Raw genomic sequence first — 26,996 nt, 5'->3', positions numbered from 1 at the left:
CCTCGCGGTCAGGAGCGCATACGAAAGGTTAAGGCTTGGTGCCACGGTCGCGGACCACGCCGGACGGCGACCGCGTCCCGTCGGCCGTCCCGTGCGGGGGGCGGCGGACGGAGCCGGGGGCGAGGGGCTCCGGGCGGCCCTTGAGCCGGTCGGAGGAGTGCAGCTGCCAGGGCACGCTGATGACCATCACCCCGGGCTGGAAGAGCAGGCGGCCCTTCAGGCGCAGCGCGCTCTGGTTGTGCAGGAAGTGCTCCCACCAGTGGCCGACGACGTATTCGGGGATGTAGACGCTCACCACGTCGCGGGGCGAGCGGCGGCGCAGCGACTTGACGTACTCCAGGACCGGCCGGGTGATCTCACGGTAGGGCGAGTCGAGCATCTTCAGCGGCACCGGGATGCCGCGCCGCTCCCACTCGGCCTCCAGCGCCTTGGCCTCCTCGCCCTCCACTCCCACGGTGATGGCCTCCAGCTTGGAGGGGCGGGTGGCGCGGGCGTAGGCGAGGGCCCGCAGGGTCGGTTTGTGGATCTTGGAGACCAGGACGATGGCGTGGTTGCGCGCGGGCAGCATCGTCTCGTCCAGCTCACCGTCCTCGGCGACGGCGAGCTCCCGGGCGACGTTCTCGTAGTGGCGGTGGATGGCCTTCATCATCAGGAACAGCACCGGCATGGCCACGCAGACGATCCACGCCCCGTGGGTGAACTTGGTGAGCAGCACGACCACCAGCACCACGCCGGTCATCATCGCGCCGAAGAGGTTGATGGTGCGGGAGCGCTGCATCCGGTGCCGGATCTTCGCGTTGGTCTCGGTCCTCAGGTTGCGCGTCCAGTGCCGGACCATGCCGGTCTGGCTGAGCGTGAAGGAGACGAAGACGCCCACGATGTAGAGGTTGAGCAGGCGGCTGACGTCGGCGTCGAACCCCCACAGCAGCAGGCAGGCCGCGGCGGCCAGGATCACGATGCCGTTGGAGAAGGCGAGCCGGTCACCGCGGGTGTGCAGTTGCCGCGGCAGGTAGCGGTCCTGGGCGAGGATCGAGCCGAGCACCGGGAACCCGTTGAAGGCGGTGTTCGCCGCGAGGAAGAGGATCAGCGCGGTGACGGCGGAGATGGCGAAGAACATGATCGAGCCGTTGCCGAAGACCGCGTCGGCGACCTGGGCGATGATCGGCTGCTGGTAGTAGCCGGGCCCGGCGGGCCGGCCGTCGATGAGCACGTCCCGGGCGGCGACGGAGGGTTCGGCGACCTTGACGCCGGAGGCCAGGCCCAGCGAGATGATGCCGACGAACATCGTCACCGCGACCAGGCCCATCATCAGCAGCGTCGTCGCGGCGTTCCTGCTCTTCGGCTTGCGGAAGGCGGGCACGCCGTTGCTGATCGCCTCGACGCCGGTGAGCGCGGCGCAGCCCGAGGAGAAGGCGCGCAGGATGAGGAAGGCCGCGGCGAAGGAGGTCAGGTTGGTCTGCTCGGCGACGATCTCGTAGTCGGCGGTGGGAGCACGCAGTTCCTCACCGAGGACGAGCAGCCGGAAGGACCCCCAGGCGACCAGGCCGATGACCGCGGCCATGAAGGCGTAGGTGGGGATCGCGAAGGCCACGCCGGACTCCCGGATGCCGCGCAGGTTGACCAGCGTCAGCACCACGACGATGAGGATCGCGACCAGCGGCTTGTGCTCGGCGACGTAGGGGACGGTGGCACCCACGTAGTCGACGCCGTTGGCGACCGACACCGCGACGGTGAGCACGTAGTCGACCATGAGCGCGCTGGCGACGGTGAGCCCGGCGTTGGGGCCGAGGTTGACGGTGGCGACCTCGTAGTCGCCGCCCCCGCTGGGGTAGGCGTGCACGTTCTGCCGGTACGACGCCACGACGGTGAGCATCACGACGACGACGGCGACCGCGACCCATGGGCTGAAGTGGTAGAAGGAGACTCCGGCCAGGGAGAGGATGACGAGGATCTCCTGCGGGGCGTAGGCCACGGAGGAGAGCGCGTCGCTCGCGAACACGGGCAGCGCGATGCGTTTGGGGAGCAGTTGCTCATGGAGCTGCGTGCTCCGCAGCGCACGCCCGATGAACAGGCGTTTGACAAGGTCCGTCACCTTCGACACGTCTGCCGATGCTAGTCGCTGTCCCCCCGTCCCACTGCCGGGCCGCTCCCAGAGCGGTCCATACTGGCTGAATAACATCGGTGACAAGATCCGCCTCACAACGACCGGCGGGGGAGCATGCATATCGTGATCATGGGGTGTGGCCGGGTGGGTTCGACCCTGGCGCACATCCTGGAGGACAGCGGCCACTCGGTCGCGATCATCGACCGCGATCCGCAGGCGTTCCGCCGCCTGCGGGCGGGGTTCCGGGGACGCCGGGTCACCGGGATCGGCTTCGACCGGGACGTCCTGGAGGAGGCCGGCATCGGAGCCGCGAGCGCCTACGTGGCGGTCAGCAGCGGCGACAACTCCAACATCATCTCCGCACGGGTCGCCCGCGAGACGTTCGGGGTGGACAACGTCGTGGCCAGGATCTACGACTCCCGGCGCGCCGAGGTCTACCAGCGGCTGGGCATCCCCACGGTGGCCACGGTCCGCTGGACCGCCGACCAGATCCTCCGCCGTGTGCTGCCCGAAGGCGCCGAGCCGCTCTGGCGTGATCCCACCGGGTCCGTGATGCTGGCCGAGGTGGCCTACCACCCCGGCTGGGTCGGCACCACCACCAGGGAGCTGGAGGCGGCGGCGGGCACCCGGCTGGCGTTCATCAACCGGATGGGTGAGGCCCTGCTGCCCCGTGTCGACTCGGTGGTGCAGGAGGGCGACATCCTGCACGTCATGGCGGCCGAGAACGACATGGAGCGGATCAACAAGGTGCTGTCCGGGGCGCCGGAGGAGGAGCACTGATGCGCGTCACCATCGCCGGCGCCGGGGCGGTCGGCCGTTCGATCGCCGCCGAGCTCCTGGAGAACGGCCACGAGGTCCTCCTCATCGACGTCGACCCCAAGGCCATCAAGATCGACAGCGTGCCGCGGGCGGAGTGGCTGCTCGCCGACGCCTGCGAGATCTCCTCGCTGGACGAGGCGGGCCTGGCCGACTGTCACGTCGTCGTCGCCGCCAGCGGCGACGACAAGGTCAACCTGGTGGTCTCGCTGCTCGCCAAGACGGAGTACGGCGTGCCGCGCGTGGTCGCCCGGATCAACCATCCCAAGAACGAGTGGCTGTTCAACGAGTCGTGGGGCGTCGACGTGGCCGTCTCGACCCCGCGCCTGCTGAGTGCGCTGGTCGAGGAGGCGGTGAGCGTCGGCGACCTGGTCCGCCTGATGACGTTCCGGCAGGGCCAGGCCAACCTGGTCGAGCTCACCCTGCCCGAGGACGCCCCGGTCGTCGGGCAGCGGGCCGGTTCGGTGCCGTGGCCGGCCGACACCGCCCTGGTCGCGATCCTGCGTGAGGGCCGGGTCCTGGTGCCCACCGCCGACGACCCGCTGGAGGCCGGCGACGAGCTGATGTTCGTGGCCAGTCAGGAGGTCGAGGAGGAACTGGCCCGGCTGCTGTCCCCGCACCACAGGACGCTGAGCTGAGCCACGCGGCCCGGGGCCCGGCACCGTGTGCCGGGCCCCGGGCCGCACAGGCCGTTTCGCCCGGTCAGGAGACCGCCGGTCGCACCGGGGTGCGGCCCTTCGCCAGCAGCCACACCATGGCGGCGAGCGCCCCGACCTGGAGCGGCCAGCCCATCGCGATCTTCAGGATGCCCAGCTCGGCGACCGCGTCGTTGCCGCCGATCAGGTAGACGGGAAGCTGCACGGCCACCCGGATCACACACGGGATCATCAGCAGCCAGGTGAGCTTGGTGCAGAGCCTCACCACGGCCGGGTCGGCACGCCACCCCGTCGGGTCGCCGGTGACGGACCCGATCAGGAAGCCCACCACCGGCCAGCGGGTGACGACCGACAGGAGCATCGCCGCCGCGTACGCGGCGTTGTAGAGGATGCCCGGCAGGAAGACGTCCTTCGCCTCACCGGTGCGGGAGGCGAAGAAGGCGCCGATGCCGATGCCGACCAGGCTGTTGATCACGAACTGCGGCGTCGAGCGCTGCACCAGCCGGACCAGGAGCAGCGCCACCGCGGTGGAGACGCTGACGATCAGGGAGAGCCTCAGATCGGAGGTGCCGACCCACATGCCGGTGAAGGCGATCGTGGGCACGGCCGCCTCGATGGTGCCGCGCACGCCGCCGAACGCCTTGGCGAGCTGACCGCGGATCACGGCCTCCACCGTCTCGTGCGCGGCGGTCTCGTCGGTGGTGGTCATTTTCTCGCTCACCGTCTCGTGATCACCAATCGTTCACGCACCGCCCGCGGGGCGTAGCTCGTACCTCGGATTGAACATGACTTTGCGCCCATCCTGCAGGCTGACGAGGCCCTCCGCCAGCACCATCCGGCCCGGCTCGATTCCAGCGATCTTCCTGCGGCCCAGCCAGATCAGGTCGATCACGTCGGATCCGTCGTAGAGCTCGGCCTCCAGCGCCGGGGCGCCCCCGCGGGGACGCAGGGTGACAGTCCGCAGCGTGCCGGTGACACAGAACCGGCGACGCCCGCCGCAGGAGGCGATGGGCGTTGCGCCGTGACGGTCGAGATCCTGCTGGAGCTCGTCGGCCTCCAGTTCCGCCTGACCGGCTGTCAGACGGCGGAGGAAAGCGCGAAATCCGCTCGGTTTATGCGGCTCCTGAGAACCCACGGAGCTCTCCTTCACATACGGGGTCGAATCAGCGTACGCGATTCCCCACGTCAGCGGATCTCGGCGATCTCCGGGCCCCGCTCGAACGGGTTGAGGTTCGGGGCTCGGCCGCCCGCGGCCTGACGCTCCGCGGCCTGCCTGGCCTCGGGCGGGAGGCGCAGTTCGATCGCCTCCTTGGGAGGCATGGGTTCGTCTCCGCGCACCACGACGATGTCGCGGATGACGTCCTCCAGCGTCACGGCGACCTCGGCGTCCACGGTGGCGCGTCCGCTGATCACCCCGCGGAGGAACCAGCGCGGGCCGTCCACGCCGATGTAGCGGACCGACTGCTCGGCCCCGTCTGCCGGGATCTTCGCGGCCAGTTCGACGCCGAACGGGCCCTCCCGCTCCTCGGAGGTCCCTCCGGCGCTCTTCATCCCCTCGGCGAGCTCGGCCCTGACCTCGTCCCAGATCCCGCTCCGCTTCGGCGCCGCGAAGGCGTGCACCTGCAGCGCGCTCTCCTGGAAGAGCACCACCGCGCCGACGATCTGGTCACCGGCCACGTTGAGCTGGATCTCGAACCCGGGGCCGACCGGCAGGCGCATGCCGCCCAGGTCGACCCGCTCCCGCTCGGGGTGGGGCTCGTCGGCGTCCCACGGGCCGGACTCGCGCGACGGGACCTGCTCGACCTCTTCGGCGGCCACGTCCGCCGGGGACTGCTCGCGACGACGACGTCCGAACACTTTCCTCACGCTCCTTGAAGATTCACTGGTCATCCGTCCGTCGCGCGGGGCGTCGGACGGCCTGGCGGGCGTGCCGCGGCCCCGGATCACCGTCTGCCACCTCACCCGCCCCTTCCCGGGCCGGGTCGCGGTCAGCGGCCGGTGGATCCGAACCCGTCGGCGCCGCGCGCCGATCCGGGCAGCCGGTCGACCTCGTAGAACGCCGCCCGCTCCACCCGCTGAATCACCAGCTGCGCGACGCGGTCGCCCCTGCGCAGCCGGACGGCCTCCTTGGTGTCGGTGTTGAGCAGCGTCACCCTGATCTCGCCCCGGTACCCCGCGTCGACGGTGCCGGGCGCGTTGACGAGCGTCACCCCGTGCTTGGCGGCCAGGCCGGAACGCGGGTGGACGAACGCCGCGTACCCGTCCGGCAGGGCGATCGCCACCCCGGTGCCGACCATGGCCCGCTCGCCGGGGAGCAGTTCGACGTCCTCGGCGGCGTACAGGTCGGCGCCGGCGTCGCCCGGGTGGGCGTACGACGGCAGCGGCAGCCCGGTGTCGAGCCGGTGGATCAGCACCTCGACGGTGTTGGTCACGGGTTCACCTCGTACTCGTGATGCTCGTCGGCAATGGCCTTCGCATCGCCGTGCCTGGCGAAGTGCTCCATGCCGACCTCGATGAAGAGCGCGGCGGCCCGCACGGCGACCGGACCGTCCGGGGAACCGGCGCGGCCCTCAGCCTCAAGGTACGCCTTCCGGCCGGACACGCCGGTGCACCAGGCGCGCAGATGCAGGGTCGTCCCGACCGGGACCGGCGCCAGGTAGTCGGTCTCCAGCCGCCCGGTGACGTAGGGACGCTGGAACAGCCAGACGGACATGCCGATGACCTCGTCCATCGCCGCGGCGAGGACGCCGCCGTGGGCCAGGCCGGGTGCGCCTTGGTGGGCCTCGCCCACGGTGAACTCGGCGACCACGGTCAGGCCGTCGGGGGTGGTCGCTCTCAGGTGCAGGCCGGTGGGATGCCGCTCACCGCAGCCGAAGCAGTCGCCGTAGTGCGAGCCGAGGGGGGATCCCGGGGCGGGTCCGCCGGGAGCCGCCTGCAGGCGGCCCGCCCCCGGCGGGGGGGTCGTCACACTGGAACGGGTCACGGAGCAGAACGTTACCCCTTGGGCTGCGGTGATTCGTCATTCACCGGCACGTCGCCTCCGGTGGCCGGCGGCCGGGCCGCTCCCGGGCCCGCGGCGGACGACGGCGTGGCCCCCTGCGCCGTCTCCGGTGCGGTCTCCGATACGGCCTTCGCCGTCCCGTGGCTCTCCGCCGCGGGGCCGGCGGGCGGATCGGTCACCAGCGCCGTGCCCCCGGCACCGGGCTCGGGCCCGGCGTGCTCCGGGGCGGGGGGCAGGGCCGGTCGGTCACCGCTCAGCTCGGGCAGCGCCCGGTAGAGCACGGCGGCGACCGGGACCGCCACCGCGGCTCCGGCGATGCCCGCCAGGATGCCGCCCACCGCCAGCACCAGGATGATCGCCAGCGGGTGGAAGTGGAGCACCCTGCCGACGATCAGCGGCTGGAGCACGTGGTTCTCCAGCTGCTGCTCCACCAGCAGGATGCCGAGGAAGATCAGGGCGTAGATCGGTCCCTTGGCGCCCAGGGTGACCAGGGTGGCCACGCCTCCGGCGAAGAAGATGCCGACGATGGGGATGAAGCTGGCCAGGAAGATCAGCACGGCCAGCGGCGCCCAGAGCGGCACGCCCATCCCGGCGAGCACGATGCCCATGATCACACCGTGCACCGCGGCGACCGCCACCGTGCCCTGCACGTAGTGCGAGAGCGTCACCCAGGCCGCCCGGCCGGCCCGGTCGACGCGGGGCGCCACCTCGCCGAACGCCTTCAGGAACCACGACCAGATCCGGTCGCCGTCCTTGAGCAGGAAGAACGTCACGAACAGCAGCAGCACGATGGAGGCCAGCACCTCCAGGGCCACCGTGGCACCGGTGAGCACCGTCTGGGTGATCTCGTTGCGCTGCGCGGTGACCTGCCGGGTGATCTCGTCGACCCAGCCGGTGAGCTGGTTCGGCTGCAGGTGCAGGGGACCGGTGTAGAGCCAGTTCTCCACCGTCTTGGACGTCTCCCTGACCTGGTCGACCAGGCCGGGGAACTCGTCGTTGGCCCGCACCCCGATGATCCAGCCGGTGCCGCCCAGCACCGTGAGGGCGATGAGCATGGTGATCCACGTGGCGTAGATGGGCCGCAGACCCATCGAGCGCAACCGCCGGGTGAGCGGGAAGAGCAGCGCGGTCAGCAGCAGCGCCACGGCCACCGGCAGCACCACGATGCGCAGCGTCGCGAGGAACTGGGCGAAGTAGAACACCGCCCAGCCGATGATGATCAGGCACAGGCTCCACACGGCCAGCCGGAGCAGCGTGCGCGGCACCAGGTTCGTCAGGCGTTCCCGATCGGAGATCACACGTCCCAGACTGTCACGCCGGAGCGAGGAATGCGCGCGGGTTACCGGCCGGACACGAAAAGGAGCGGCCCGGCCGGGGCCGGGCCGCTCACGTGCGGCCGGGGTCAGCGCTCCTGCGGAGGCCGGTGGATCACCCTGTCGTCGAGGTAGCAGTCGCAGTTGCCGCAACCTGGCGTCATGCCCTGTCCTCCCCTCACCTGTCGTGCCTCGACCGTACGACACGATCCGGCGACGGGGAGGACAGATTGGTGTTCGGCCGGGCCGCTCACGTGCGGCCGGGGTCAGGCCGGTCCGGCCAGTTCGACCTCCACCACCGGCTCGCCGTCGTCCTCCTGCAGGACGAACTCCTCGATGACGCCCGCGCCGCACAGGTCGTCCTGCGCGTGCTTCAGCAGGCCGGCGCCCGCACCGGTGACGGTCAGCCGGGCGACCTGTGCCCGCATGGACAGCCGGGCGTCCGACTTGGCCTTGCGGACCCGGCCGAGGACGGCGGCGACCGCCGGGAGCAGCTCCGGGTCGCCGGCGGGCCCGGCGGGCTCGGGCCAGGCGGCCCGGTGCACCGAGCCCTCCCGCCACCAGGACCAGACCTCCTCGGTGACGAACGGCAGGAACGGGGCGAACAGCCGCAGCATGACGTCCAGGGCCTCGCGCAGCGCGGCGTGCGCCGAGCGCGCGGCGGGCCCCTCCTCGTACGCCCTGGCCTTGACCAGCTCCAGGTAGTCGTCGCAGAACTCCCAGAAGAACCGCTCGGTCCGTTCCAGTGCCCGGGTGTAGTCGTAGGCCTCGAACGCCTCCGTGGCCTCGCGGACCACCTCCGAGAGCCGGGTCAGCATCGACAGGTCGAGCGGCTCGGTGACCCGCCCGCCGGCCTCCTCGCCGCCCAGGCCCAGCACGAACCTGGAGGCGTTGAGGATCTTGATCGCCAGCCGTCGGCCGATCTTGATCTGGCCGGTGTCGAACGCGGTGTCGGTGCCGGGACGGCCGCTGGCCGCCCAGTAGCGGACCGCGTCGGAGCCGTACTGCTCCAGCAGGCCGAGCGGGGTGACCACGTTGCCCACGGACTTGGACATCTTCTTGCGGTCGGGGTCGAGGATCCACCCGGAGATGGCGACGTTGCGCCAGGGCAGGGTGCCCTGCTCCAGATGGGCCCGGACCACGGTGGAGAACAGCCAGGTGCGGATGATCTCGTGGGCCTGCGGACGCAGGTCCATCGGGAAGACCCGCTCGTACAGATCGCGGTCGCGCTCCCAGCCTCCCGCGATCTGCGGTGTCAGCGAGGAGGTCGCCCAGGTGTCCATGACGTCCACCTCGCCGATGAAACCGCCCGCCTTGCCGCGCCGGTCCTCGGTGTAGCCGGGCGGCACGTCGGTGGACGGGTCCATCGGCAGCATGGACTCGGGCGGCAGGATCGGCGCGGAGCGGTCGGGCTCCCCGGCGTCGTCCAGCGGATACCACACCGGGATGGGCACGCCGAAGAACCGCTGGCGGGAGATGAGCCAGTCGCCCGCCAGGCCCTGCACCCAGCTGTCGTAACGGACCTTCATCTGCGGCGGGTGCCAGGCCAGCTCGCCGCCGCGGGCCAGGAGCGCCTCCCGCAGACAGGAGTCGCGTCCGCCGTTGCGGATGTACCACTGCCGGGTGGTGACGATCTCCAGCGGGCGGTCGCCCTTCTCGTAGAACTTCACCGCGCGTCTCACCGGCCGCGGCTCGCCCTCCAGATCGCCCGAGTCGCGCAGCAGCTGCACGATCCGCTCGCGGGCACCGTGCACGGTCTTGCCCGCCAGCTCCGCGTACGGCTCCGCCGGGACGCCCGCGGGCGGCTCGGGCAGCAGCCGGCCGTCCCAGCCGACGACGGCGCGGGTGGGCAGGTCGAGCTCGCGCCACCAGGTGACGTCGGTGACGTCACCGAAGGTGCAGATCATCGCGATGCCCGAGCCCTTGTCGGGCTCGGCCAGGTGGTGGGCGAGCACCGGCACCTCGACGCCGAACAGCGGGGTCCGGACCGTGGTGCCGAACAGCGGCCGGTAGCGCTCGTCGTCGGGGTGGGCGACCAGCGCGACGCAGGCGGGCAGCAGTTCGGGGCGGGTCGTCTCGATCCAGATCCGGTCGTCCGGCCCCCGCCCGCCGGTGGGGGTGAAGCCCACCCGGTGGAAGGCGCCCGGCCACTCGCGGTCTTCGAGCTCGGCCTGGGCGACGGCGGTGCGGAAGGTGACGTCCCACAGCGTGGGCGCCTCGGCCTGGTACGCCTCGCCGCGGGCCAGGTTGCGCAGGAAGGCCCGCTGCGACGCGGCCCGGGCGGCGTCGCCGATCGTGGCGTACGTCAGCGACCAGTCGACCGAGAGGCCCAGCCGCCGCCAGAGCTCCTCGAAAGCCCTCTCGTCCTCGACGGTGAGCCGCTGGCACAGCTCGATGAAGTTGCGGCGGGAGATGGGCACCTGCCGCTTGGGGTCGGGTGCGGCCGGCGGCCGGAAGTCGGGGTCGTAGGGGACGGAGGGGTCGCAGCGCACGCCGAAGTGGTTCTGCACCCGGCGTTCGGTGGGCAGGCCGTTGTCGTCCCAGCCCATGGGGTAGAAGACCTCACGGCCGCGCATGCGCATGTAGCGCGCGACGGTGTCGGTGTGCGTGTAGGAGAAGACATGGCCGACGTGGAGCGAACCGGAGACCGTGGGCGGCGGGGTGTCGATCGAGTAGATCTCCGCGCGCGTGCGCGAGCGGTCGAACCGGTAGGTGCCCTCGGCCTCCCAGCGACCTACCCATACCGCTTCCAGGCCGTCGAGAGTCGGTTTCTCGGGCATGGGCGCATGGCGCGATCGCTGCTGTGTCATGCCGCCCTATGGTAAGGCGTCACGCGCTGTCGCGCCGAATGCGGCTAGTGTGCTGATCCTGAACGGATACGGGAGGAACCATATGGCCGACAAGACCGAGAAGCAGGACCTCGCGTGGAAGGCCATCGGCGGCCTGCTGGGCCTGGTGACGGCCTGGGCCGCCAGAAAGATCATCGGCTTCGCCTGGGAGAAGAGCACCGGCAGGAAGCCGCCGGCCGACAGCGAGTCGCTGGAGATCAGCCTGGGTGAGGCGATCGGCTACGCCGTGGTGATGGGGGTCGGCATGCAGGTGACGCAGATCGTGGTCGCCCGCACCGCCAGGAAGCGGTACGACGCCTGGAAGGCCGTCAAGGACGCGGCCAGGGAGGCCGCCGAGGAGATCACCTCCTGACGGCGGCCCCGCCCGCGCCCGCCGCGGCGGGCGCGGGCGGGGGGCGGGTTCCAGGTCATGTTCCAGGACGGTGCCTCAGCCCGTTTCCGGGAGTTCGGGGCGGTCCCTCAGCCCGTTTCCAGGGCGGTGAGGAACTCGCGGGCCCACCGGTCCACGTCGTAGGTCGACACCCGCCGCCGCAGTGAGCGCATCCGGCGCGACAGGTCGTGCGGCGTGGCCCGCATGGCGGCCACCATGGCCCGCTTGAGGCCGTCGACGTCGTAGGGGTTGACCATGAACGCCTGCCGCAGCTCGTCGGCCGCCCCGGCGAACTCGCTCAGCACCAGCGCGCCGCGCAGGTCGTGCCGGCAGGAGACGTACTCCTTGGCGACGAGGTTCATCCCGTCGCGCAGCGGCGTCACCACCATCACGTCGGCCGCGAGGTAGAGCGCGGCGAGCTCGTCCCGGCCGTACGACTGGTGCAGGTACTGCACGGGCTGCTGCCCGAGGTCGCCCTCCTCGCCGTTGATCCGGCCGACCTGCAGCTCGATCGAGTCGCGCAGGCGTATGTACTCCTCGACGCGTTCCCGGCTCGGCGTGGCGATCTGCACGAAGGCCGCCTCGCCCGGCTTGACCGTCCCCTCGGAGAGCAGCTCCCCGAACGCCTTGAGCCGCTGGCCGATGCCCTTGGTGTAGTCGAGCCGGTCGACGCCGAGCAGCATGCACTCGGGGTCGCCCAGCTCCGAGCGGATCTGCTTGGCCCGCTCGACGATGTGCGGCTCGCGGACCAGCCTGTCCAGTTCGCCGAAGTCGACCGAGATCGGGAACGCCCCGGCCCGCACCACCCGGTCGTCCACGTATATCTCGTGCTTGTGGTGCTGCATGCCGAGCAGGCGGCGGCAGAGCCGGACGAAGTTGGACGCGCCGCCGGGCCGCTGGAAGCCGACCAGGTCCGCGCCGAGCAGACCTTCGACGATCTCCCGCCGCCACGGGAGCTGGGAGAACAGCTCGACCGGCGGGAAGGGGATGTGCAGGAAGAAGCCGATGCGCAGGTCGGGGCGGAGCTTGCGCAGCATGGCGGGGACCAGCTGGAGCTGGTAGTCCTGGATCCACACCACCGCGTTCTCCGCCGCCTCCTCGGCCGCGGCCACGGCGAAGCGTTCGTTGACCGAGCGGTACGCCTCCCAGGTCACCCGGGAGTACACGGGGGTGGCGACCACGTCGTGGTAGAGCGGCCAGAGCGTGGCGTTGGAGAAGCCCTCGTAGTAGAGCCGCACCTCCGACTCCGACAGCGGCACCGGGACGAGGCTCATCCCGTCGTGCTCGAACGGTTCGAGGTGTTCGTCCGGGGCGCCGTGCCAGCCGACCCAGGCCCCCTCCCTGCGCTGGAGGACGGGGGCGATCGCGGTGACGAGGCCGCCCGGACTGCGCCGCCACATGTCCTCACCCACCCGGTCCACCGGAAGGCGGTTTGCGACGATCACGAACGCGCTGCGGCCCAGCACTGGTTCCTCCAGGTAGTCGAGTGTTTACCGAGCTAACTACCCAATTCAGGAGTTTTTATGACTTTCCAGGGGGAAGAGCGGTATTAATCCTCAAATCTGCACGAACGGCGTCAGCCAGTTTCCTGGTGGCACCGCGGTTGAGGGCTCCACCGGCCACGGCGCCGGTGAGGAAGGGGCCGAGCGTCGTGAGATGACGCCCGAGGGTGCGCATCAGACGGTTGCGGAGCGCGGTCTTGGCCGCGGCCCCGAGGGCGAGGGTGAAGGACGCGGGAGCCAGCGGGTCGACACCCCGCTGCTTGGACCAGGCCACCGCGAAGGCGACGGCGCGCTGGGAGCCGGTGCCCGGGACCTGGACGCCGTAGACCTCGTGCAGCTCGGCGATGAGCTTGACCTCGATGGCGGCGACCACGAGGGTCTCGGCCACCAGCTGGGCGGGGGCGGAGAGCAGCAGGGGCGGGGCGGCGAACTCGGCCGCGGCCAGCGCGCCGCCGATGGCGCCGACCGTCATGGTGGCCTTGGCCGCGGTGCGCACCAGGTCGTCGGCCAGGGCCTCGGAGGTCAGGCCGTGGTGGTGCTCGGAAAGGGTGGGCAGGTCGCGGATGGGGATGCGGGGGGCGACGGCCATGAACACGTCCGCCAGCCAGCGGCCCCGGCCCGCGCCGGACGCCTTGGCCCGCTTCGCTCCGGCGGCCAGGGAGCGTGAGAGGCGGCCGAGCAGCTTCCGCCGCTCGGCCGCGTCCATGTCACCCGGCTCGACGAGCCGGCCGACGATCTCGGCCACTTCCCTGTCGGGCGCGCCGGTCGACTCCTCGGCCGTGGAGTCACCCGGCGCGGCACCGGTCTTGCCGTTCTCTGACGCCATTCTCGGAACCTCCTCAAGGCTGTCCTCGCGTCTACCCCCAGGGGAAGGGGCACACCTCGGGCAGGCCGTCGGAATCGTCAGGCCGCGCACTCCCGGCAGATCTGCTGGCCGTTCCTCTCCACGGCGAGCTGGCTGCGGTGGTGCACGAGGAAACAACGCGCACAGGTGAACTCGTCGGCCTGACGAGGAATCACCCGGAGCGAGAGCTCCTCGTTCGACAGGTCCGCACCGGGCAGCTCGAGTGACTCGGCGAGATCGGTCTCGTCGATGTCGATGCTGCCCGACGACTTGTCGGTACGGCGTGCCTGCAGTTCCTGAAGACTGTCCTCGTTGAGGTCGTCGTCAGTTTTGCGCGGGCTGTCGTAATCGGTAGCCATCGGTCTGCTCCATCCCCCTCATCTATCTGTCTGCGCCCGGTCGCGCGTGTGTAACGTCCGAGAGGCACGACTTGTGCCCGGTCCGCCAGAGAGATTCCTGCTTCGGTACCCCGCCGGAATGGTCACCGAACCTCCCTACACGTGAGGGACGTGCCGCCAATGGGCAGGGTTAGCCAAATATGGCGTAAACCACAGCATTGGCGGCATGCACCACCGTGTTCGACGGCACATCCAACCACATGTACGGCGTGAACGAGACGCCCCCCGCCGCATCAGCGCGACTGGAGTCGCACCGTGACCACCAGGCCGCCGCCGTCACGCGGCACGGCGGTCACGTTGCCCCCGTGGGCACGCACGACCGCGCGGACGATCGACAGCCCGAGCCCCGCTCCCTTGGCAGAGTCGACGCGGTCGGCGTTGAGCCTCCGGAACGGCTCGAACAGGCTGTTCACCTCGTACGCGGGGATGTGCGGCCCCGTGTTGGCCACCTGAACAACCAGTGCACCCTCCACCATTCCCGTCCGGACCCATAGATGTCCGGACTCGGGAAGGTTGTGCTTGATGGCGTTCTCCACGAGGTTGGACACGCAGCGTTCCAGGAGCACCGGGTCGCCGACGGTCTCCGCGCTGCGGAGCTCGGCCGTCACCGTGACACCGGCCTCCTCCGCCCGCGAGGCGAGCTGCTCGACGGCGGTCTGGGCCACCTCCTTCATGTCCACCGGCTTGCGCACGCTCAGTTCTCGCTCGCTGCGGGCCAGCAGCAGCAGGCCCTCGATCAGGCGCTCGTTGCGGGCGTTGACCTCCAGGAGGGTGCGGCCCAGCGCCTTGAGGTCGGCGGACGCCTCGGGGTCGGACAGGGCGATCTCCAGGACCGTCCGGTTGATCGTCAACGGGGTGCGCAGCTCGTGGGAGGCGTTGGCCACGAACCTGCGCTGGGTGTCGAAGGCCACGTTCAGCCTGGTCAGCATGGCGTCGAAGGTGTCGGCCAGCTCCTTGAGCTCGTCGTCGGGGCCCTGCAGGTCGATCCGCTCGTGGGCGAGCGTGGAGCCGGACAGCCGCTGGGCGGTCGCGGTCATCTGCTGGATCGGCTTGAGCGCCCGGTCGGCGACGACGTAACCGATGATCACGGCCAGGATGCCGACGCCCCCCAGGGCCAGCAGCGAGCGGAGAAGCAGGTCCCTGCGCGTCTGGGAGATGGCGGCGTGCTGCTGCCAGTACCACGCCCGCTCGACCTGGCGCACCTCCTCGGCGGACAGCAGGCTGTCCATGTTGACCGGGAAGTCGGGCCAGGCCGTGTCGAGTGCCCAGCCGACCATCAGGTAGATGACGAGCATGAGCAGCGCGCCCGCCACGAAGAACAGCACGGCGTAGGTGATGGTGAGCCGCCAGCGGATGCTGACCCGGTCGACGATCGAGCGCAGCCGGTCCAGCGGGGTCTGGTGCGGCGGGACGGCGCCCACCGGCGGCGGGCCGTCCCACACGGGCTGGCCGGTCGGCGGCGGCGCCACACCCCCCTTCTCCCGGCCCTCCTCGGCGGGGGAAGGGACGGGGGCGGGCTGCTCACCCCGGCGGGCACCCCGCTCGGAGTGCGGACTGATCATCGGGTGGGTCGGCACCGACTCCGGCGGCCGGCCCGCCGGGGCGAACATCGGACGCTCCTCCCCCCCGCCTGCCGGGGCGCTCACAGCTTGTATCCGACCCCGGGCACCGTCTCGATCACCTGAGGCTCGCCCAGCTTCTTCCTCAGGGTCATCATGGTGACGCGCACCACGTTGGTGAACGGGTCGATGTTCTCGTCCCACGCCTTGTCCAGCAGGTCCTCCTGGCTGACCACCGCACCCTCGGCGCGCAGCAGCTCCTCCAGGACCGCGAACTCCTTCTTGGTCAGCGAGACCTCGACGCCGTCCCTGGTCACCAGCCGCTTGCCCGGGTCGAGCCGGACGCCGTTGCGCTCCAGCACCGGCGGCAGCGCCGGAGCCGAACGGCGGCCGAGCGCCCGCACCCGCGCCACCAGCTCGATGAACACAAAGGGCTTGGCCAGGTAGTCGTCGGCCCCCAGCCCCAGGCCCTCCACCTTGTCGTCGACGTCGCCGGACGCGGTCAGCATGAGGATCCGCGAGGCCGTCCGGTCGGCCACCAGGCGGCGGCAGACCTCGTCGCCGTGGACCTTGGGCAGGTCCCGGTCCAGGACGATGACGTCGTAGTCGATGTAGCCGGTCCGCTCCAGCGCGCCCGCGCCGTCGTAGGCGACGTCCACCGCCATGGCCTCGCGCCGTAGCCCGGTCGCGATCGCGTCGGCGAGCACTCTCTCGTCCTCAACCACAAGCACTCGCACGGCTTCCGGTACCTCCTGTCGCATCCCCCGGGCGGACCGCCTCGGCGGCTCCTCATTCTCGCCCCAACCCCTGTAAGCACACGGTAAGTCCCTCGGGAGGGCGAGCACTGCGCGTGATGTCGGAAACACACAGGTTTAGCCTGCGGCAGGGTGTGGGTAAAGCCGCTTCCACCCCCCGAAGCCGCACTTTCCTTCCCCGTGCCCCCCTGAGAGAGAAGGTGAAATGGGCGAGTTCACGACCACGATCGAACACCGCCTCGACCAGGCGTACCGGAATCTGCACGAGGCCCGGTCCGCAGGCGACGACTATCTCGCCGACACCTTCACCGCCGAGATCGAGGATCTCCGCCGTCTGGCGACAGACAACGGGGTTCCCATCCAGCGCTGATGGACCGAGGGAGCCCCCGGCCGACCGGCCGGGGGCTCCCCGCGTTCCCGCGCGTCCCGTCAGGCGTCGCGTTCCGGGTCGAGTGGCAGCAGCAGGTCGTGCAACTCCTCGAACAGCTCCGGCGCCGCGCACAGCAGGAGCTCGGAGCCGCCGGGCCTGCCCGCCAGGCCGCCGACCCTGGCCCCGGCCTCCGCGGCGACGAGCCCACCGGCCGCGTGGTCCCAGGCGTTCAGGCCCCGCTCGTAGTAGCCGTCCACCCGGCCGGCGGCCACCGAGCACAGGTCGGAGGCGGCGGAGCCGCCCCGGCGGATGTCGCGCACCCGCGGCAGCACCTGGCCGAGGACCTCCGCCTGCACCCGGCGCCGCCCGCTGTCGTAGCCGAACCCGGTGGCGATCAGCGCCTGCTCCAGCGGGACCCCGGCGTTGCAGCGCAGCCGCTCCCCCGCCAGCCAGGCTCCTCCGCCCTTCACCGCGGTGAACACCTCGCCGCGGGGCACGACGTTGACCGCGCCGGCGATCACCTCGCCGTCGGCCTCGACCGCGATGCTGACCGCCCAGTCGGGGATCCCGTACAGGAAGTTGACCGTCCCGTCGATCGGGTCGACCACCCAGCGGACCCTGCCGTCGCCCGCCTGACCGCCCTCCTCACCGAGGATCGCGTCATCGGGCCTGACCGCCCTGATCCGGGACCTGATCAGCTCCTCACAGGCCCGGTCGAGGGCGGTCACCACGTCGGTGGGGCTGGACTTGGTGGCCAGCACCTGCGGCCGGTCCGGCCGCTTGGCCAGGAGCATCTCCCCGGCCTCCCGGGCGATCTCCTCGGCCAGCCGACCGAAGATCACGGGAGTCTCCACTATCCGTCACCGTTCCTCACTGGCGGTCTCACGTTCTGGGATCCGGTGGGCTCACGAGAGCGACTCCGGCCGCTTCCACTCCCGCCCGAGCACGTGCTGGGCCAGGAAGGCGAGTACGGTTTCGTACCACACCACCACGTTGCCGGGCTTGAGCACCCAATGGTTCTCGTCGGGGAAGTACAGGAACTTCGACTCCACGCCCGAGCGCCGCAGATCCCACCATAGGCGCAGTCCCTCGCCGATCGGCACCCGGTAGTCCTTGTCGCCGTGGACGACGAGCATCGGGGTCGAGATGCGGTCCAGGAAGGCGTGCGGGGAGAGCCGGTCGTACGCCTCGCCGCCCGGTTCGCCGAACTCGCGCTGCCAGAACATGGGGCCGTCGGTGGTGCCGGCGAACTGGCCGAGGTTCCACAGCGCGGCGTGCGTGACGATCGCCTTGAACCGGTCGGTGTGCCCGGCGATCCAGTTGGCCATGTAACCGCCGAACGAGCCGCCCATCATGGCGGTCCGCGAGGCGTCGACCTCGGGCAGCTCCAGCGCCGCGTCGGTGACCGCCATCAGGTCGGCGTACGTGCGGGGCCCCCAGTCGGCCCAGCCGCGCCGGATCATCTCGGGGCCGTAACCGGTGGACAGGCACGGGTCGGGCAGCAGCACGGCGTAGCCGTTCCGCGCCATGATCCACGGGTTCCACCGCCAGGACCAATCGTTCCAGCTGGCCAGCGGGCCGCCGTGGACCCACAGCAGGAACGGGGCCGGGTTCTCCGCCGAGGCGCCCTCGGGCAGCACCAGCCAGGCCCTGATCGCCGTGCCGTCGTCGGCGGTCGCGGTGACCTCGGTGAGCGTGCCGGGCGGCTCCGGCGCGGGCACCGGGGAGGCCAGTCGCTCCACCCTGCCGTCCGCGGTGACCCGGACCGGCGCGGGGGCGGCGTCGACCGCGCTGCGCAGCGCGTAGACCGACCCGTCGGGCCCGGCGCCGAGCGACAGGTACGCGGCGTCGTCGGAGGTGAGCCGCACCGGGGCGGAACCGTCGGCCGGGACCCGGAAGATCGGGCGTCTGCCCAGGTGGTCGGCGGCCACGAACAGCGACCGGGAGTCGGGCGCCCACGCCACGTCGACCGGCCAGAGCCCGCCGCCGGCGGGACGACCCTCACCGGTGGCCAGGTCGACGATCCACAGGGCGGACTCGGGGACGCGGTCGGCGGCGCCGTGGACACCGCGCACGCAGGCCACCAGCCGCCCGTCGGGCGAGACCTTCACCGGGCCGCCGAAGTCCAGGCCGTCTCCCGCGGCCAGCACCCGCCGGGCCCCGCCGTCGGCCGTCTCGATCGCGACCAGCTCGAAGCGGAGCTCGCCGTGCGGCAGCGGCACGCCCCAGGTCGTCACGACCGTGGCGCCGTCCGGGGTCACGTCGTAGGAGGCGTGGCTCGTCAGCGCCTTTCCGGGCTGCGGGGTGAGGTCCCTGACCTGGGACAGCCGCTCGTCGTCGCCGAGGGTGCCGGCGAACAGCCGAGTCTCGCCGGGACCGAGGTCGTGGTCCCAGTAGCGGACCAGGTGGTCCTCGTGCAGGATCGCGCTGATCCCGGCGTCCTTGCGGCGACCGCGTCGCTCGGCCTCGGTCGCCTCGTCGCCGGGGAGCACGTCGGAGGTGAAGACCACCGTCCGGCCGCCGGTCGCGAAACCGGTGACGCCACCGGGCCGGGAGGCGACCTGCCTGGCCTCGCCCGCCGTCGCGGGCAGCAGCCAGAGCGCCGGGACCTCCTCGTCGGCGTCCCTGACCGTCGGGTCGGGGCGGCGCGAACCGAACAGCACGTCGCCCGACGCGGTGAACTCCGCCCCGGCCTCGCCCTTGACGGACCTGGTCAGCCGGTGGGGCCTGCGGCCGTCGAGGGGGACCTCCCACAGGGCGGTCCCGTAGGACCTCCCGTCGGGGTTGAGGGCCTGGACCACGCACACCAGGCGGCTCCCGTCGGGAGACAGTCGCAGGGAGGTGGCCCGGGGCACGCCGACATAGTCACGGATGTCATCGAATGGCGTCACGGCTCCGAACCTACCCCGGCGCCCGCCCCCGGGGGCATGCGTCCGCGGGGCGGGGCACCGTCGAATGAGTTGGGGTGACCGTTCGAGAGGACACCCCGGCATGCGGTTTGATGAGTGCCATGGGGACATACGACGCACTGCTCGTCGTCTCGTTCGGCGGGCCGGAGAAGCCCGCCGACGTGATGCCGTTTCTGGAGAACGTGGTACGGGGCCGCGGCATCCCGCGTGAGCGCCTGCTGGAGGTCGAGGCGCACTACCAGCGTTTCGGCGGCGTCAGCCCGATCAACCAGCAGTGCCGCGACCTGATCGCGGCCGTGGAGCCGACCGTCGACCTCCCGGTGTACTGGGGCAACCGCAACTGGCACCCCTACCTGGAGGACACCCTGCGGCGGATGGCCGCCGACGGGGTGCGCCGGGCGGCGGCCTTCGTCACGGCCGCCTACAGCTCCTACTCGTCCTGCCGCCAGTATCTGGACGACATCGCCCTGGCCAGGGCGGCGGTCGAGGGGGCGCCGGAGGTCGTCAGGCTCCGGCACTACTTCGACCACCCGGGCTTCGTCGCGGCGATGGCCGACCACACCCGCGACGCCCTCGACCGGCTTCCCGCCGAGCACCGCGACACGGCGCGGCTGGTCTTCACCGCGCACAGCATCCCGCTCTCGATGGCCGCCACGGCCGGGCCGGACGGCGGGGCGTACGAGGCGCAGCTGCGCCGCGCCGCCTCGCTGGTCGTCGCCGAGCTGGGCGGCGGCCGGGAGTGGGACCTGGTGTGGCAGAGCCGCAGCGGCGCCCCGCACATCCCGTGGCTGGAGCCGGACGTCTGCGACCACCTGCTCCAGGTCGACGCCCCCGCCGTGGTGCTGGTGCCGATCGGCTTCGTCTCCGACCACATGGAGGTCGTCTACGACCTCGACGTGGAGGCCGCGGAGACGGCCAGGAAGATCGGCCTTCCGCTGACCAGGGCGGCCACGGCGGGCACCCACCCGAGGTTCGTGGCGATGGTCGGCGAACTGCTCGCCGAGCCGGAGCCCGCGGCGTGCGCGGCCGACTGCTGCCCGGCTCCGCCCCGCCGCCCCGGCCCGCGCCGCTGACCGCCCCGCCCCGTCGCCCGGCCCGCGACACCGGCCGCTCCGCGGCCCCGGAGAACCGCCCCGCCGGCCACCCCGGAGGAGCGCGCCGCCGACGGGGCCGCCGCCGGACCGGTGCGGCCCGTCCCGCCGTCCCGGCGGGCACGGTCTCACGGGTACGCCGCCGCGTACCCCCGGGAGACGGACATGACCTTGGCGACGTACGACCAGGAGTGGTTGTAGAACCAGATGGCCTTCTCCAGCTTCTTGCCGCCCCGGCCGGCGCCGTTGGCGCACAGGTAGTTGGCGGCCGAGGGGACGGCGTCGTACGGGCTCCAGATGTCGGCGACGCCGTCGCCGTCGCCGTCCACGCCGTAGGCCTTCCAGGTGGCGGGCATGAACTGCATGGGTCCCTGTGCCCCGGCGGACGACGGGCCGTTGTTGCGCCCGTGTGAGCTCTCCACCTGGCCGATCGCGGCCAGGATCGTCCACGACAGCCCCGGGCAGACCTCGGCCGACTTGCGGTAGAGCTCCAGGTAGCTGGCGGGCCTGCCGACCAGGACCCGCCGCGCCGCCGCCGGCCGGTCGGCGGCGGCCCTGCCGGAGGAGCCGGCCGTCGCGGTCGTCCCGCCGGAGGAGCCGTCGGCCGAGGCGCCCGCCGTGCGGTCCGCACCCACCGCGACCACCTGGGCGCCCGGGCTCAGCAGCCTGCCCACCCCCGACCTCACCGTGGCCGCGGCCTTCTCCGGGCCGTGCACCAGCAGCGCCACGCCCGGAAGCAGCCCGAGGCGCCGCCCGGTCTCCTCGCTCACGATGCCGTCCACGCCGGGCAGGCCGAACGGGGCCGAGGCGGCGGCGCGCAGCCGGGGCCCGCCGTCGACCTGGTACTCCGAGCCGAGCACCAGTCCGTGGCGGCGCGCGGCCGAGCTGTCGGCGACGAACCCGCCTCCGGCCAGAGCGTCCCACACCCTCGGCTGCCCGGCGACGGCCTCGGGGGTCCACGCCCGGAACCTGGCCGGATCGACCGCCAGGAAGTTCAACGCGACGCCGGACATCCTGACCGCGCCGCCGGCGAAAGAGTCGATCTTCTGCACGTGTTCGAGCCGGGAGATGTCCGCCTTCGTCTGCTCGGTCAGCGTCGACGAGGAGACCACGAGCAGCAGCGGCGGGGTCGGGGTGATCCCGGGCCCTCCGGACCCGCCGGCCCCCTCGGGCCCACCGCCGGCCCCGGCCGTCCCGGTCCCCGCCGACGGTGGGGAAGCCGCCGACGCCCCGGGGGCCGCCGCGGCGGGCGGCCCGGGGGCCACCGGCGCGATCGCCGCCAGGTCACCGGGGCCGGACTCCGCCGCGGCGCTGCCGGAGAGATCGGTGGCGCGACCGGCGTCGATCGCCACGATCACCGCGCCGCACACGGCGAGGAGGACGGTCATGGCGATCATCACTGGGACGAAAGCCCCTAACCCGGGAAGACGTGACACCGCGCTCACGTTAGCTTCAACTGGCCGCGATGTGGGCCGTTGCCGGGAAAATCACTTGCCGGGCGGCGGTGCCGTGCGACATCGTCGGCACATTCTGCGCAGATGAGAAGGGGACTATCAGTGGTCGGGCCGTACCGGGGGCTGTTCAGCACGCCCGGCGTCAAGGGTTTCGTCATCGCCGGGTTCTTCGGGCGGGTACCGATGTCGATGCTCGGCATCGGGGTCATATTGCTCATTCAGGAGCTCACCGGCTCGTACGCCACCGCGGGCGCGGTCGCGGCCACCGTCAGCGTCTCCTTCGCCGTCGCGGCCCCGCTGTCCGGCCGCCTGGTGGACAGGTTCGGCCAGGCCAGGGTAATCGTCCCGCTCACCCTGGCGCACGGCGCCACGCTGACCGGCATGATGCTCTGCGTCGAGCTGGGCGCCCCTCGCTGGACCCTCTTCGCCTCCGGCGTCGCGGTCGGCGCGACCGCGGTCTCCCTCGGCTCGCTGGTACGCGCCCGCTGGTCGCACCTGCTGGCCGGGTCGCCACGGCTGCACACGGCGTTCTCCTTCGAGTCCGTCGCCGACGAGGTGATCTTCGTGGGCGGCCCGGCGCTGGCCACGGCGCTGGCCACCATGGTCAACCCGTACGCCGGCCTGATCGTGGCGCTGGTCTGCACGGTCGTGGGCACCGTCGCCTTCGCCCTCCAGCGGGGCACCGAACCGCCGGTCCGGCCCAGGGAGCACAGCTCCGGCTCCCCCATCACCATCCCCGGCGTCGCCCTGATGTCGGTCGTCTTCCTGGCGATGGGTGCGGTCTTCGGCTCGGTCGACCTGATCACGGTGGCGTTCGCCGAGGCGCGCGACGCCAAGCCCGTCGCCGGTCTGCTTCTCGCCGCGTTCGCCGGCGGGAGCCTGGTCTCCGGGCTCTGGTACGGTGCCCGCGAGTGGAAGATCTCGCTGCGCGCCAGGTTCGTCCGGGCGTTGCTGACCTTCGCGGTCGGACTGACGCCGATCCTGTTCATCGACGACGTCAGGGTCATGGCCGGGGCGCTGTTCCTGGCCGGGCTGTCCATCTCGCCGACCGTCATCGCCGGCTACAGCCTGACCGAGCAGCTGGTCCCGGCTCACCTGCTCACCGAGGGCATGGCGTGGATCTCGACCTCGGTCGGCTTCGGCGTCGCGCTGGGCGCCTGGGCGGGAGGCCGGCTCACCGACGCGTTCGGCGCGGGCAACGCCTACGGCTTCTCCTTCGTCTGTGCCCTGCTGGCCGTGTCCGTCGGCGCCGCCGGTCATGCCTGGCTGCGGACCCCTGTTGCACAGCAACAATCATGAGTACTGTTCATATTCACTGACCGAGCGAGTGAACGGGCGGGCACCCGCGGCCACGGGCCGGGCGCCGGCGCGCCCCGGGCGGCCCCATGTCCGCCGGGCGTGCCCGTCGGGGCAGGAGTGCACGTGGGCGAGACCTTCCGCAACTGGGCCGGCAACCAGTCCGCCACCCCCGCCGAGACCATGACACCCTCCCGGACCGAGGAGGTCTCCCGGGCCGTCCGGGACGCGGTCGCGGCCGGACACCGGGTGCGGATGGCCGGCACCGGCCACTCGTTCACCGGGGTCGCGCTGACCGACGGCCTCCTGCTGCGGCCGGACGCGCTGACCGGGATCCGCGAGATCGGCGACGGCTGGGTGACGGCCGCGGCGGGGACCCCGCTCAGCGTGCTCAACGACGAACTGCACCGCAGGGGCCTCGCCCTGGCCAACATGGGGGACATCGCCGCGCAGACCCTGGCCGGGGCCATCCAGACCGGCACCCACGGCACCGGCAGACTGGTCGGCGGGCTGGCCGACCAGGTGCTGGCACTGGAGATGGTGCTCGCCGACGGCGAGGTGGTCACGGTGCGCGGCGACGGCGAGGGGAAGATCCGCGACGGGGTGGGCGAACGGGACCTGTTCGACGCGGCCCGGGTCGGCCTGGGAGCACTCGGCGTGGTGACCGCGGTGACCTTCCGGGTGGAGCCGTCGTTCCTGCTGCGCAGCGTCCGGCAGCCGATGACGCTGAGCGGGATCCTCGGCTCGCTCGACGAGCTCATCGAGGAGAACGAGCACCTCGACTTCTTCTGGATGCCGCACACCGAGGTCTGCCTGACCAAGCGCAACAACCGGACCGCCGGGCCGGCCGCCCCTCGCAGCGCCTTCAGGCGGTGGCTGGACGACGAGTTCCTGGAGAACACCCTGTTCGGCGTCACCTGCGGTCTCGGGAGCCGCTATCCGGCGCTGATCCCCCGGATCAACGCGCTCTCCGGCGCGGCGCTGTCGCCCTCGGCGTTCACCGACGCCTCCCACCGGGTCTTCACCTCCGTGCGGGAGGTGCGCTTCCTGGAGATGGAGTACGCGATCCCGCGTGAGCACCTGGGCCAGGCGCTGCGCGAGATCCGCGACCTGCTGGACCTGCGCGACTGGAGGATCAGCTTCCCGATCGAGGTCCGGGTCACACCGCCCGGGGACGCCTGGCTGTCGACCGCCTACGGCCGGGAGTCGGCGTACATCGCCTGCCACGTCTACCGGCCGACGCCGAACCCGGAGTACTTCGCGGAGGTGGAGGAGATCATGACGCGGTTCGGCGGGCGGCCGCACTGGGGCAAGCTGCACACCAGGGACGCGGCCTACCTCGCCACCGTCTACCCGCGGTTCGCCGACTTCCTGGCCCTGCGCGACCTGCTCGACCCCGGGCGCGTCTTCGCCAACGACTACCTGGACACCGTCCTGGGATGAACCGGTCCCGGAACGGGACGCCGGCCCGGGGCGAACCCGTCCCTCGTTTCGCCGAATCGGCCTGTTCTCGCAAGCTTTCGGTAAAGAGGTGCGCAAAGGCTCTCTCGAAGAGTCACGCCTCCGCGTGTCCCGCCGCCGCCGCGCACGTCACGGCGGGCAGATTCGCAGACGCCCGCGCCGCTCGACCCCGAGGGAGTCCGCCGGAGATGACCGTCTCCCGCCGTCCATGTCCACCACCGCGGCCCGCCGTCGCGGCCCGCCGCGCCCCGTCCGCCCCGGTGATCGCGTCGTCACCCCACGGGGCCGGAACCGGACCCACCGTCGTCTCCAGGTTCTTGCCGGAAGTCCGGCGCGGTTCCCGGTGTTATTCGGAAGAATCCGGTTCGAAGCTCGAACCCGCTGCTCCGGACCGGCGCCCCGTAGATTCATGAACGAAGCAAATGTGACCGGCGTCACATCGCTGCGAGCCCCATCCAGCAAGGCGATGTTCGGACATGCCGGGTACGGTGCTGGCAGGCAACCGGCACACACGAGAGACTCATGGGTCCGGGGGAAGATTGAGCACGACGACGAAGGGACTCGCATGCAGGAGCTCCGTCTCGTCGCGGTGAGTGAGGACGGAACGTATCTCGTACTGGCCACGGCCGGCAGGGGTACCCGGTTCACGCTGCCCGTCGACGACCGGCTCCGTGCTGCCGTCCGCGGCAACTTCTCCCGTCTCGGCCAGTACGAGATCGAAGTGGAGAGTCCGTTGCGCCCCAAGGAGATCCAGGCACGGATCCGTGCCGGCGAGACCGCGGAGGAGATCGCCAACACGGCGGGCATCCCGGTCGAGCGCGTACGGTGGTTCGAGGGTCCCGTGCTCCAGGAACGCGAGTACATGGCCCAGCAGGCGCAGCGCTGCGCCGTGCGGCTGCCTGGCGACTCCTCTCCCGGGCCCACCCTCGGCGACCTGGTCGCCGAGCGCCTGACCCGTCGCGGCGTGCCCGCCGACGAGATCGAGTGGGACTCCGCGAAGCGCGACGACAACATGTGGCGGATCAAGCTCGGTTTCGTGTGGAACGGTCACGCCCGCCGCGCCGAGTGGCTCTTCGACCCGCGCCGCCGGCACATCACACCGCACGACGACGAGGCACTGCGGCTGTCCTCCGGTGACGAGGCCGAACCGGCCGAGGACACCACGGTCACACCGTTCGTGCCGCGGGTGGCCAAGCTGGCGCCGGTGCCGCCGCTGGCGCCCGAACCACTGCACCAGGCGCCGATCTCCTTCCCCTCGGTGGTGCGGCAGGAGCCGCCCGCCCCGGCCCGGCCCGCCTACTCCCAGGCCGAGCCGCCGGCCGCCTACCGGCAGCCGCCGATGCCACCGCTCCCACCCGGGTACGAGGCGCCGCGGGTGACCGTGCCGCCGCTGCGTGCCCCCGACCCGGCCGGGTACGAACCTGACCGGGCCGCCGAACCCGCGGTGAACGGGTCCGGGCCGCCCGTGTGGACGCCCGCCGCCGAACCCGCTCTGCCGTCCGTCGAACTCGAACCGGCCCCGCCGCCCGAGAGCACCGCCGAGGCCGGGACGGAGACCACCGAGAGCGGCACCGCCGAACCCGAGACCACCGAAGCCGAGGCCGTCAGCGAGCCGGAGACCGCCGAGCCCGGGGTCGCGACCGCCGAGGCCGCCGTGCCTGAAGGCGCGGCCGAGCCGCCGCTCGCGGCCGCCGGGTCCGAACCGGCCCCGCCGCCCGAGACCACCGCCGAGCCCGGGACGGAGACCACCGAGAGCGGCACCGCCGAACCCGAGACCACCGAAGCCGAGGCCGTCAGCGAGCCGGAGACCGCCGAGCCCGGGATCGCGGCCGCCGAGGCCGCCGTCCCGGAGCCCGCCGAGGTCCCGGAGCCCGTGCCGTCCCCCGGCGAGGCGACGGCCGCGGCGGCCGGGCCCGAACCCGTCGCCGGAGCGGAGGAGACCCCCGCTCCCGAGCCGGTGACGGACACCGGGCCCGCCAAGGAACCGATAGCGGTACCGGCTGCGCGCGTCAGCGTGGACGAGCAGGCTCCGGCCGAGCCGGTGAGGAAAGAGGGAGACACGGGGGCGATGCAGGAGACCAAGCTCGAAAAGCCACCGGTGCCAGAGAAACCGGCCGAACCACCGAAACCGGCTCCGGTTCCGGCCCGTCCGGCCAAGAAGTCCCGGGGCCGGCGCGCGTCGGTGCCGACCTGGGACGAGATCATGTTCGGCGCCCGCCGCCCGGACTGATCCCGGCGTGCGAGACGG

The 26,996-nt window shown here is 71.9% G+C and carries 24 protein-coding genes; 8 read left to right on the top strand and 16 right to left on the bottom strand.

Features of this window, described 5'->3' with window-relative positions; all coding sequences use genetic code 11:
- Positions 1-28: 28 nt before the first annotated feature.
- Positions 29-2,101 (bottom strand): APC family permease, encoded by a 2,073-nt coding sequence (locus tag F4562_RS26920; RefSeq protein ID WP_184541701.1) that lies wholly within the window; start codon positions 2,099-2,101, stop codon positions 29-31.
- A 117-nt stretch (positions 2,102-2,218) separates the two neighbouring features.
- On the opposite strand from F4562_RS26920, the gene F4562_RS26915 reads away from it, so the two are divergent.
- Together F4562_RS26915 and F4562_RS26910 are read left to right on the top strand one after the other, a co-directional pair.
- Positions 2,219-2,884, top strand: a complete 666-nt coding sequence (locus F4562_RS26915; protein ID WP_184541703.1) for a potassium channel family protein — start codon at positions 2,219-2,221, stop codon at positions 2,882-2,884.
- Positions 2,884-3,558 (top strand): potassium channel family protein, encoded by a 675-nt coding sequence (locus F4562_RS26910; protein WP_184541705.1) that lies wholly within the window; start codon positions 2,884-2,886, stop codon positions 3,556-3,558. The genes F4562_RS26915 and F4562_RS26910 overlap by 1 nt, the downstream gene beginning before the upstream one ends.
- A 64-nt stretch (positions 3,559-3,622) precedes the next feature.
- On the opposite strand, the gene F4562_RS26905 is transcribed toward F4562_RS26910, so the two are convergent.
- The 7 genes from F4562_RS26905 to valS form a co-directional block, all read right to left on the bottom strand.
- Entirely contained in the window at positions 3,623-4,285 is a 663-nt protein-coding gene (locus F4562_RS26905) for a DUF3159 domain-containing protein (RefSeq protein WP_184541838.1), read from the bottom strand.
- Between the two features lie 33 nt (positions 4,286-4,318).
- The gene (locus F4562_RS26900; RefSeq protein WP_184541707.1) at positions 4,319-4,711 is read right to left on the bottom strand and encodes an OB-fold nucleic acid binding domain-containing protein; all 393 of its coding nucleotides are present in this window, start codon (positions 4,709-4,711) and stop codon (positions 4,319-4,321) included.
- Between the two features lie 50 nt (positions 4,712-4,761).
- Positions 4,762-5,433, bottom strand: coding sequence for a DUF3710 domain-containing protein (locus F4562_RS26895; protein ID WP_184541709.1), 672 nt, complete (start codon positions 5,431-5,433; stop codon positions 4,762-4,764).
- Between the two features lie 131 nt (positions 5,434-5,564).
- Complete coding sequence (gene dut, locus F4562_RS26890) at positions 5,565-6,008, bottom strand: dUTP diphosphatase (protein ID WP_184541711.1); 444 nt, start codon at positions 6,006-6,008, stop codon at positions 5,565-5,567.
- Complete coding sequence (locus F4562_RS26885) at positions 6,005-6,559, bottom strand: PaaI family thioesterase (protein ID WP_184541713.1); 555 nt, start codon at positions 6,557-6,559, stop codon at positions 6,005-6,007. The genes dut and F4562_RS26885 overlap by 4 nt, the downstream gene beginning before the upstream one ends.
- An 11-nt stretch (positions 6,560-6,570) precedes the next feature.
- Positions 6,571-7,875, bottom strand: coding sequence for an AI-2E family transporter (locus tag F4562_RS26880; protein ID WP_311734004.1), 1,305 nt, complete (start codon positions 7,873-7,875; stop codon positions 6,571-6,573).
- Between the two features lie 281 nt (positions 7,876-8,156).
- Complete coding sequence (gene valS / locus F4562_RS26875) at positions 8,157-10,700, bottom strand: valine--tRNA ligase (RefSeq protein ID WP_184541715.1); 2,544 nt, start codon at positions 10,698-10,700, stop codon at positions 8,157-8,159.
- Between the two features lie 82 nt (positions 10,701-10,782).
- Here valS and F4562_RS26870 point away from each other — a divergent pair, with 82 nt between their 5' ends.
- Positions 10,783-11,091: a DUF4235 domain-containing protein gene (locus tag F4562_RS26870; RefSeq protein WP_184541717.1), complete on the top strand. Its 309-nt coding sequence runs from the start codon at positions 10,783-10,785 to the stop codon at positions 11,089-11,091.
- Between the two features lie 107 nt (positions 11,092-11,198).
- Here F4562_RS26870 and F4562_RS26865 read toward each other — a convergent pair whose 3' ends face one another.
- The 5 genes from F4562_RS26865 to F4562_RS26845 all read right to left on the bottom strand — a co-directional run bounded on the left by F4562_RS26865 (position 11,199) and on the right by F4562_RS26845 (position 16,149).
- Positions 11,199-12,575 (bottom strand): alpha,alpha-trehalose-phosphate synthase (UDP-forming), encoded by a 1,377-nt coding sequence (locus F4562_RS26865; protein ID WP_184541719.1) that lies wholly within the window; start codon positions 12,573-12,575, stop codon positions 11,199-11,201.
- A 55-nt stretch (positions 12,576-12,630) separates the two neighbouring features.
- Positions 12,631-13,437, bottom strand: coding sequence for a hypothetical protein (locus F4562_RS26860; protein WP_184541721.1), 807 nt, complete (start codon positions 13,435-13,437; stop codon positions 12,631-12,633).
- A gap of 77 nt (positions 13,438-13,514) precedes the next feature.
- Positions 13,515-13,814, bottom strand: coding sequence for a DUF4193 domain-containing protein (locus tag F4562_RS26855; protein ID WP_012893211.1), 300 nt, complete (start codon positions 13,812-13,814; stop codon positions 13,515-13,517).
- 272 nt (positions 13,815-14,086) lie between these two features.
- Entirely contained in the window at positions 14,087-15,463 is a 1,377-nt protein-coding gene (locus tag F4562_RS26850; RefSeq protein WP_246473575.1) for a sensor histidine kinase, read from the bottom strand.
- Positions 15,464-15,495: 32 nt separating this feature from the next.
- Positions 15,496-16,149: a response regulator transcription factor gene (locus F4562_RS26845; protein WP_184541723.1), complete on the bottom strand. Its 654-nt coding sequence runs from the start codon at positions 16,147-16,149 to the stop codon at positions 15,496-15,498.
- 223 nt (positions 16,150-16,372) lie between these two features.
- Here F4562_RS26845 and F4562_RS26840 point away from each other — a divergent pair, with 223 nt between their 5' ends.
- Positions 16,373-16,537, top strand: a complete 165-nt coding sequence (locus F4562_RS26840) for a hypothetical protein (protein WP_184541725.1) — start codon at positions 16,373-16,375, stop codon at positions 16,535-16,537.
- A gap of 59 nt (positions 16,538-16,596) precedes the next feature.
- Here the strand turns inward: F4562_RS26840 and F4562_RS26835 are convergent, their stop codons facing one another.
- Positions 16,597-17,379, bottom strand: coding sequence for an inositol monophosphatase family protein (locus F4562_RS26835; protein ID WP_311734005.1), 783 nt, complete (start codon positions 17,377-17,379; stop codon positions 16,597-16,599).
- 63 nt (positions 17,380-17,442) lie between these two features.
- Positions 17,443-19,428: a S9 family peptidase gene (locus F4562_RS26830; RefSeq protein ID WP_311734006.1), complete on the bottom strand. Its 1,986-nt coding sequence runs from the start codon at positions 19,426-19,428 to the stop codon at positions 17,443-17,445.
- Between the two features lie 119 nt (positions 19,429-19,547).
- Here F4562_RS26830 and F4562_RS26825 point away from each other — a divergent pair, with 119 nt between their 5' ends.
- Positions 19,548-20,519, top strand: coding sequence for a ferrochelatase (locus F4562_RS26825; protein ID WP_221206958.1), 972 nt, complete (start codon positions 19,548-19,550; stop codon positions 20,517-20,519).
- 146 nt (positions 20,520-20,665) lie between these two features.
- Here the strand turns inward: F4562_RS26825 and F4562_RS26820 are convergent, their stop codons facing one another.
- Positions 20,666-21,934, bottom strand: coding sequence for a lytic transglycosylase domain-containing protein (locus tag F4562_RS26820; RefSeq protein WP_184541731.1), 1,269 nt, complete (start codon positions 21,932-21,934; stop codon positions 20,666-20,668).
- A 141-nt stretch (positions 21,935-22,075) separates the two neighbouring features.
- Here F4562_RS26820 and F4562_RS26815 point away from each other — a divergent pair, with 141 nt between their 5' ends.
- From F4562_RS26815 to sepH, 3 genes are all read left to right on the top strand, one after another.
- Positions 22,076-23,290: an MFS transporter gene (locus tag F4562_RS26815; protein WP_221206960.1), complete on the top strand. Its 1,215-nt coding sequence runs from the start codon at positions 22,076-22,078 to the stop codon at positions 23,288-23,290.
- Positions 23,291-23,413: 123 nt separating this feature from the next.
- On the top strand, positions 23,414-24,730 hold the full coding sequence (locus F4562_RS26810) for a D-arabinono-1,4-lactone oxidase (protein WP_184541733.1): 1,317 nt from the start codon (positions 23,414-23,416) through the stop codon (positions 24,728-24,730).
- A gap of 583 nt (positions 24,731-25,313) precedes the next feature.
- Positions 25,314-26,978: a septation protein SepH gene (gene sepH / locus F4562_RS26805; RefSeq protein ID WP_184541735.1), complete on the top strand. Its 1,665-nt coding sequence runs from the start codon at positions 25,314-25,316 to the stop codon at positions 26,976-26,978.
- Positions 26,979-26,996: the final 18 nt, after the last annotated feature.

Origin of the sequence: Streptosporangium becharense (genome assembly GCF_014204985.1) — a bacterium.
GTDB classification, from domain to species: Bacteria; Actinomycetota; Actinomycetes; order Streptosporangiales; family Streptosporangiaceae; genus Streptosporangium; species Streptosporangium becharense.
Note: the sequence above shows the minus strand (reverse complement) of the source record. Positions and strands in the feature narration are given on the sequence as shown.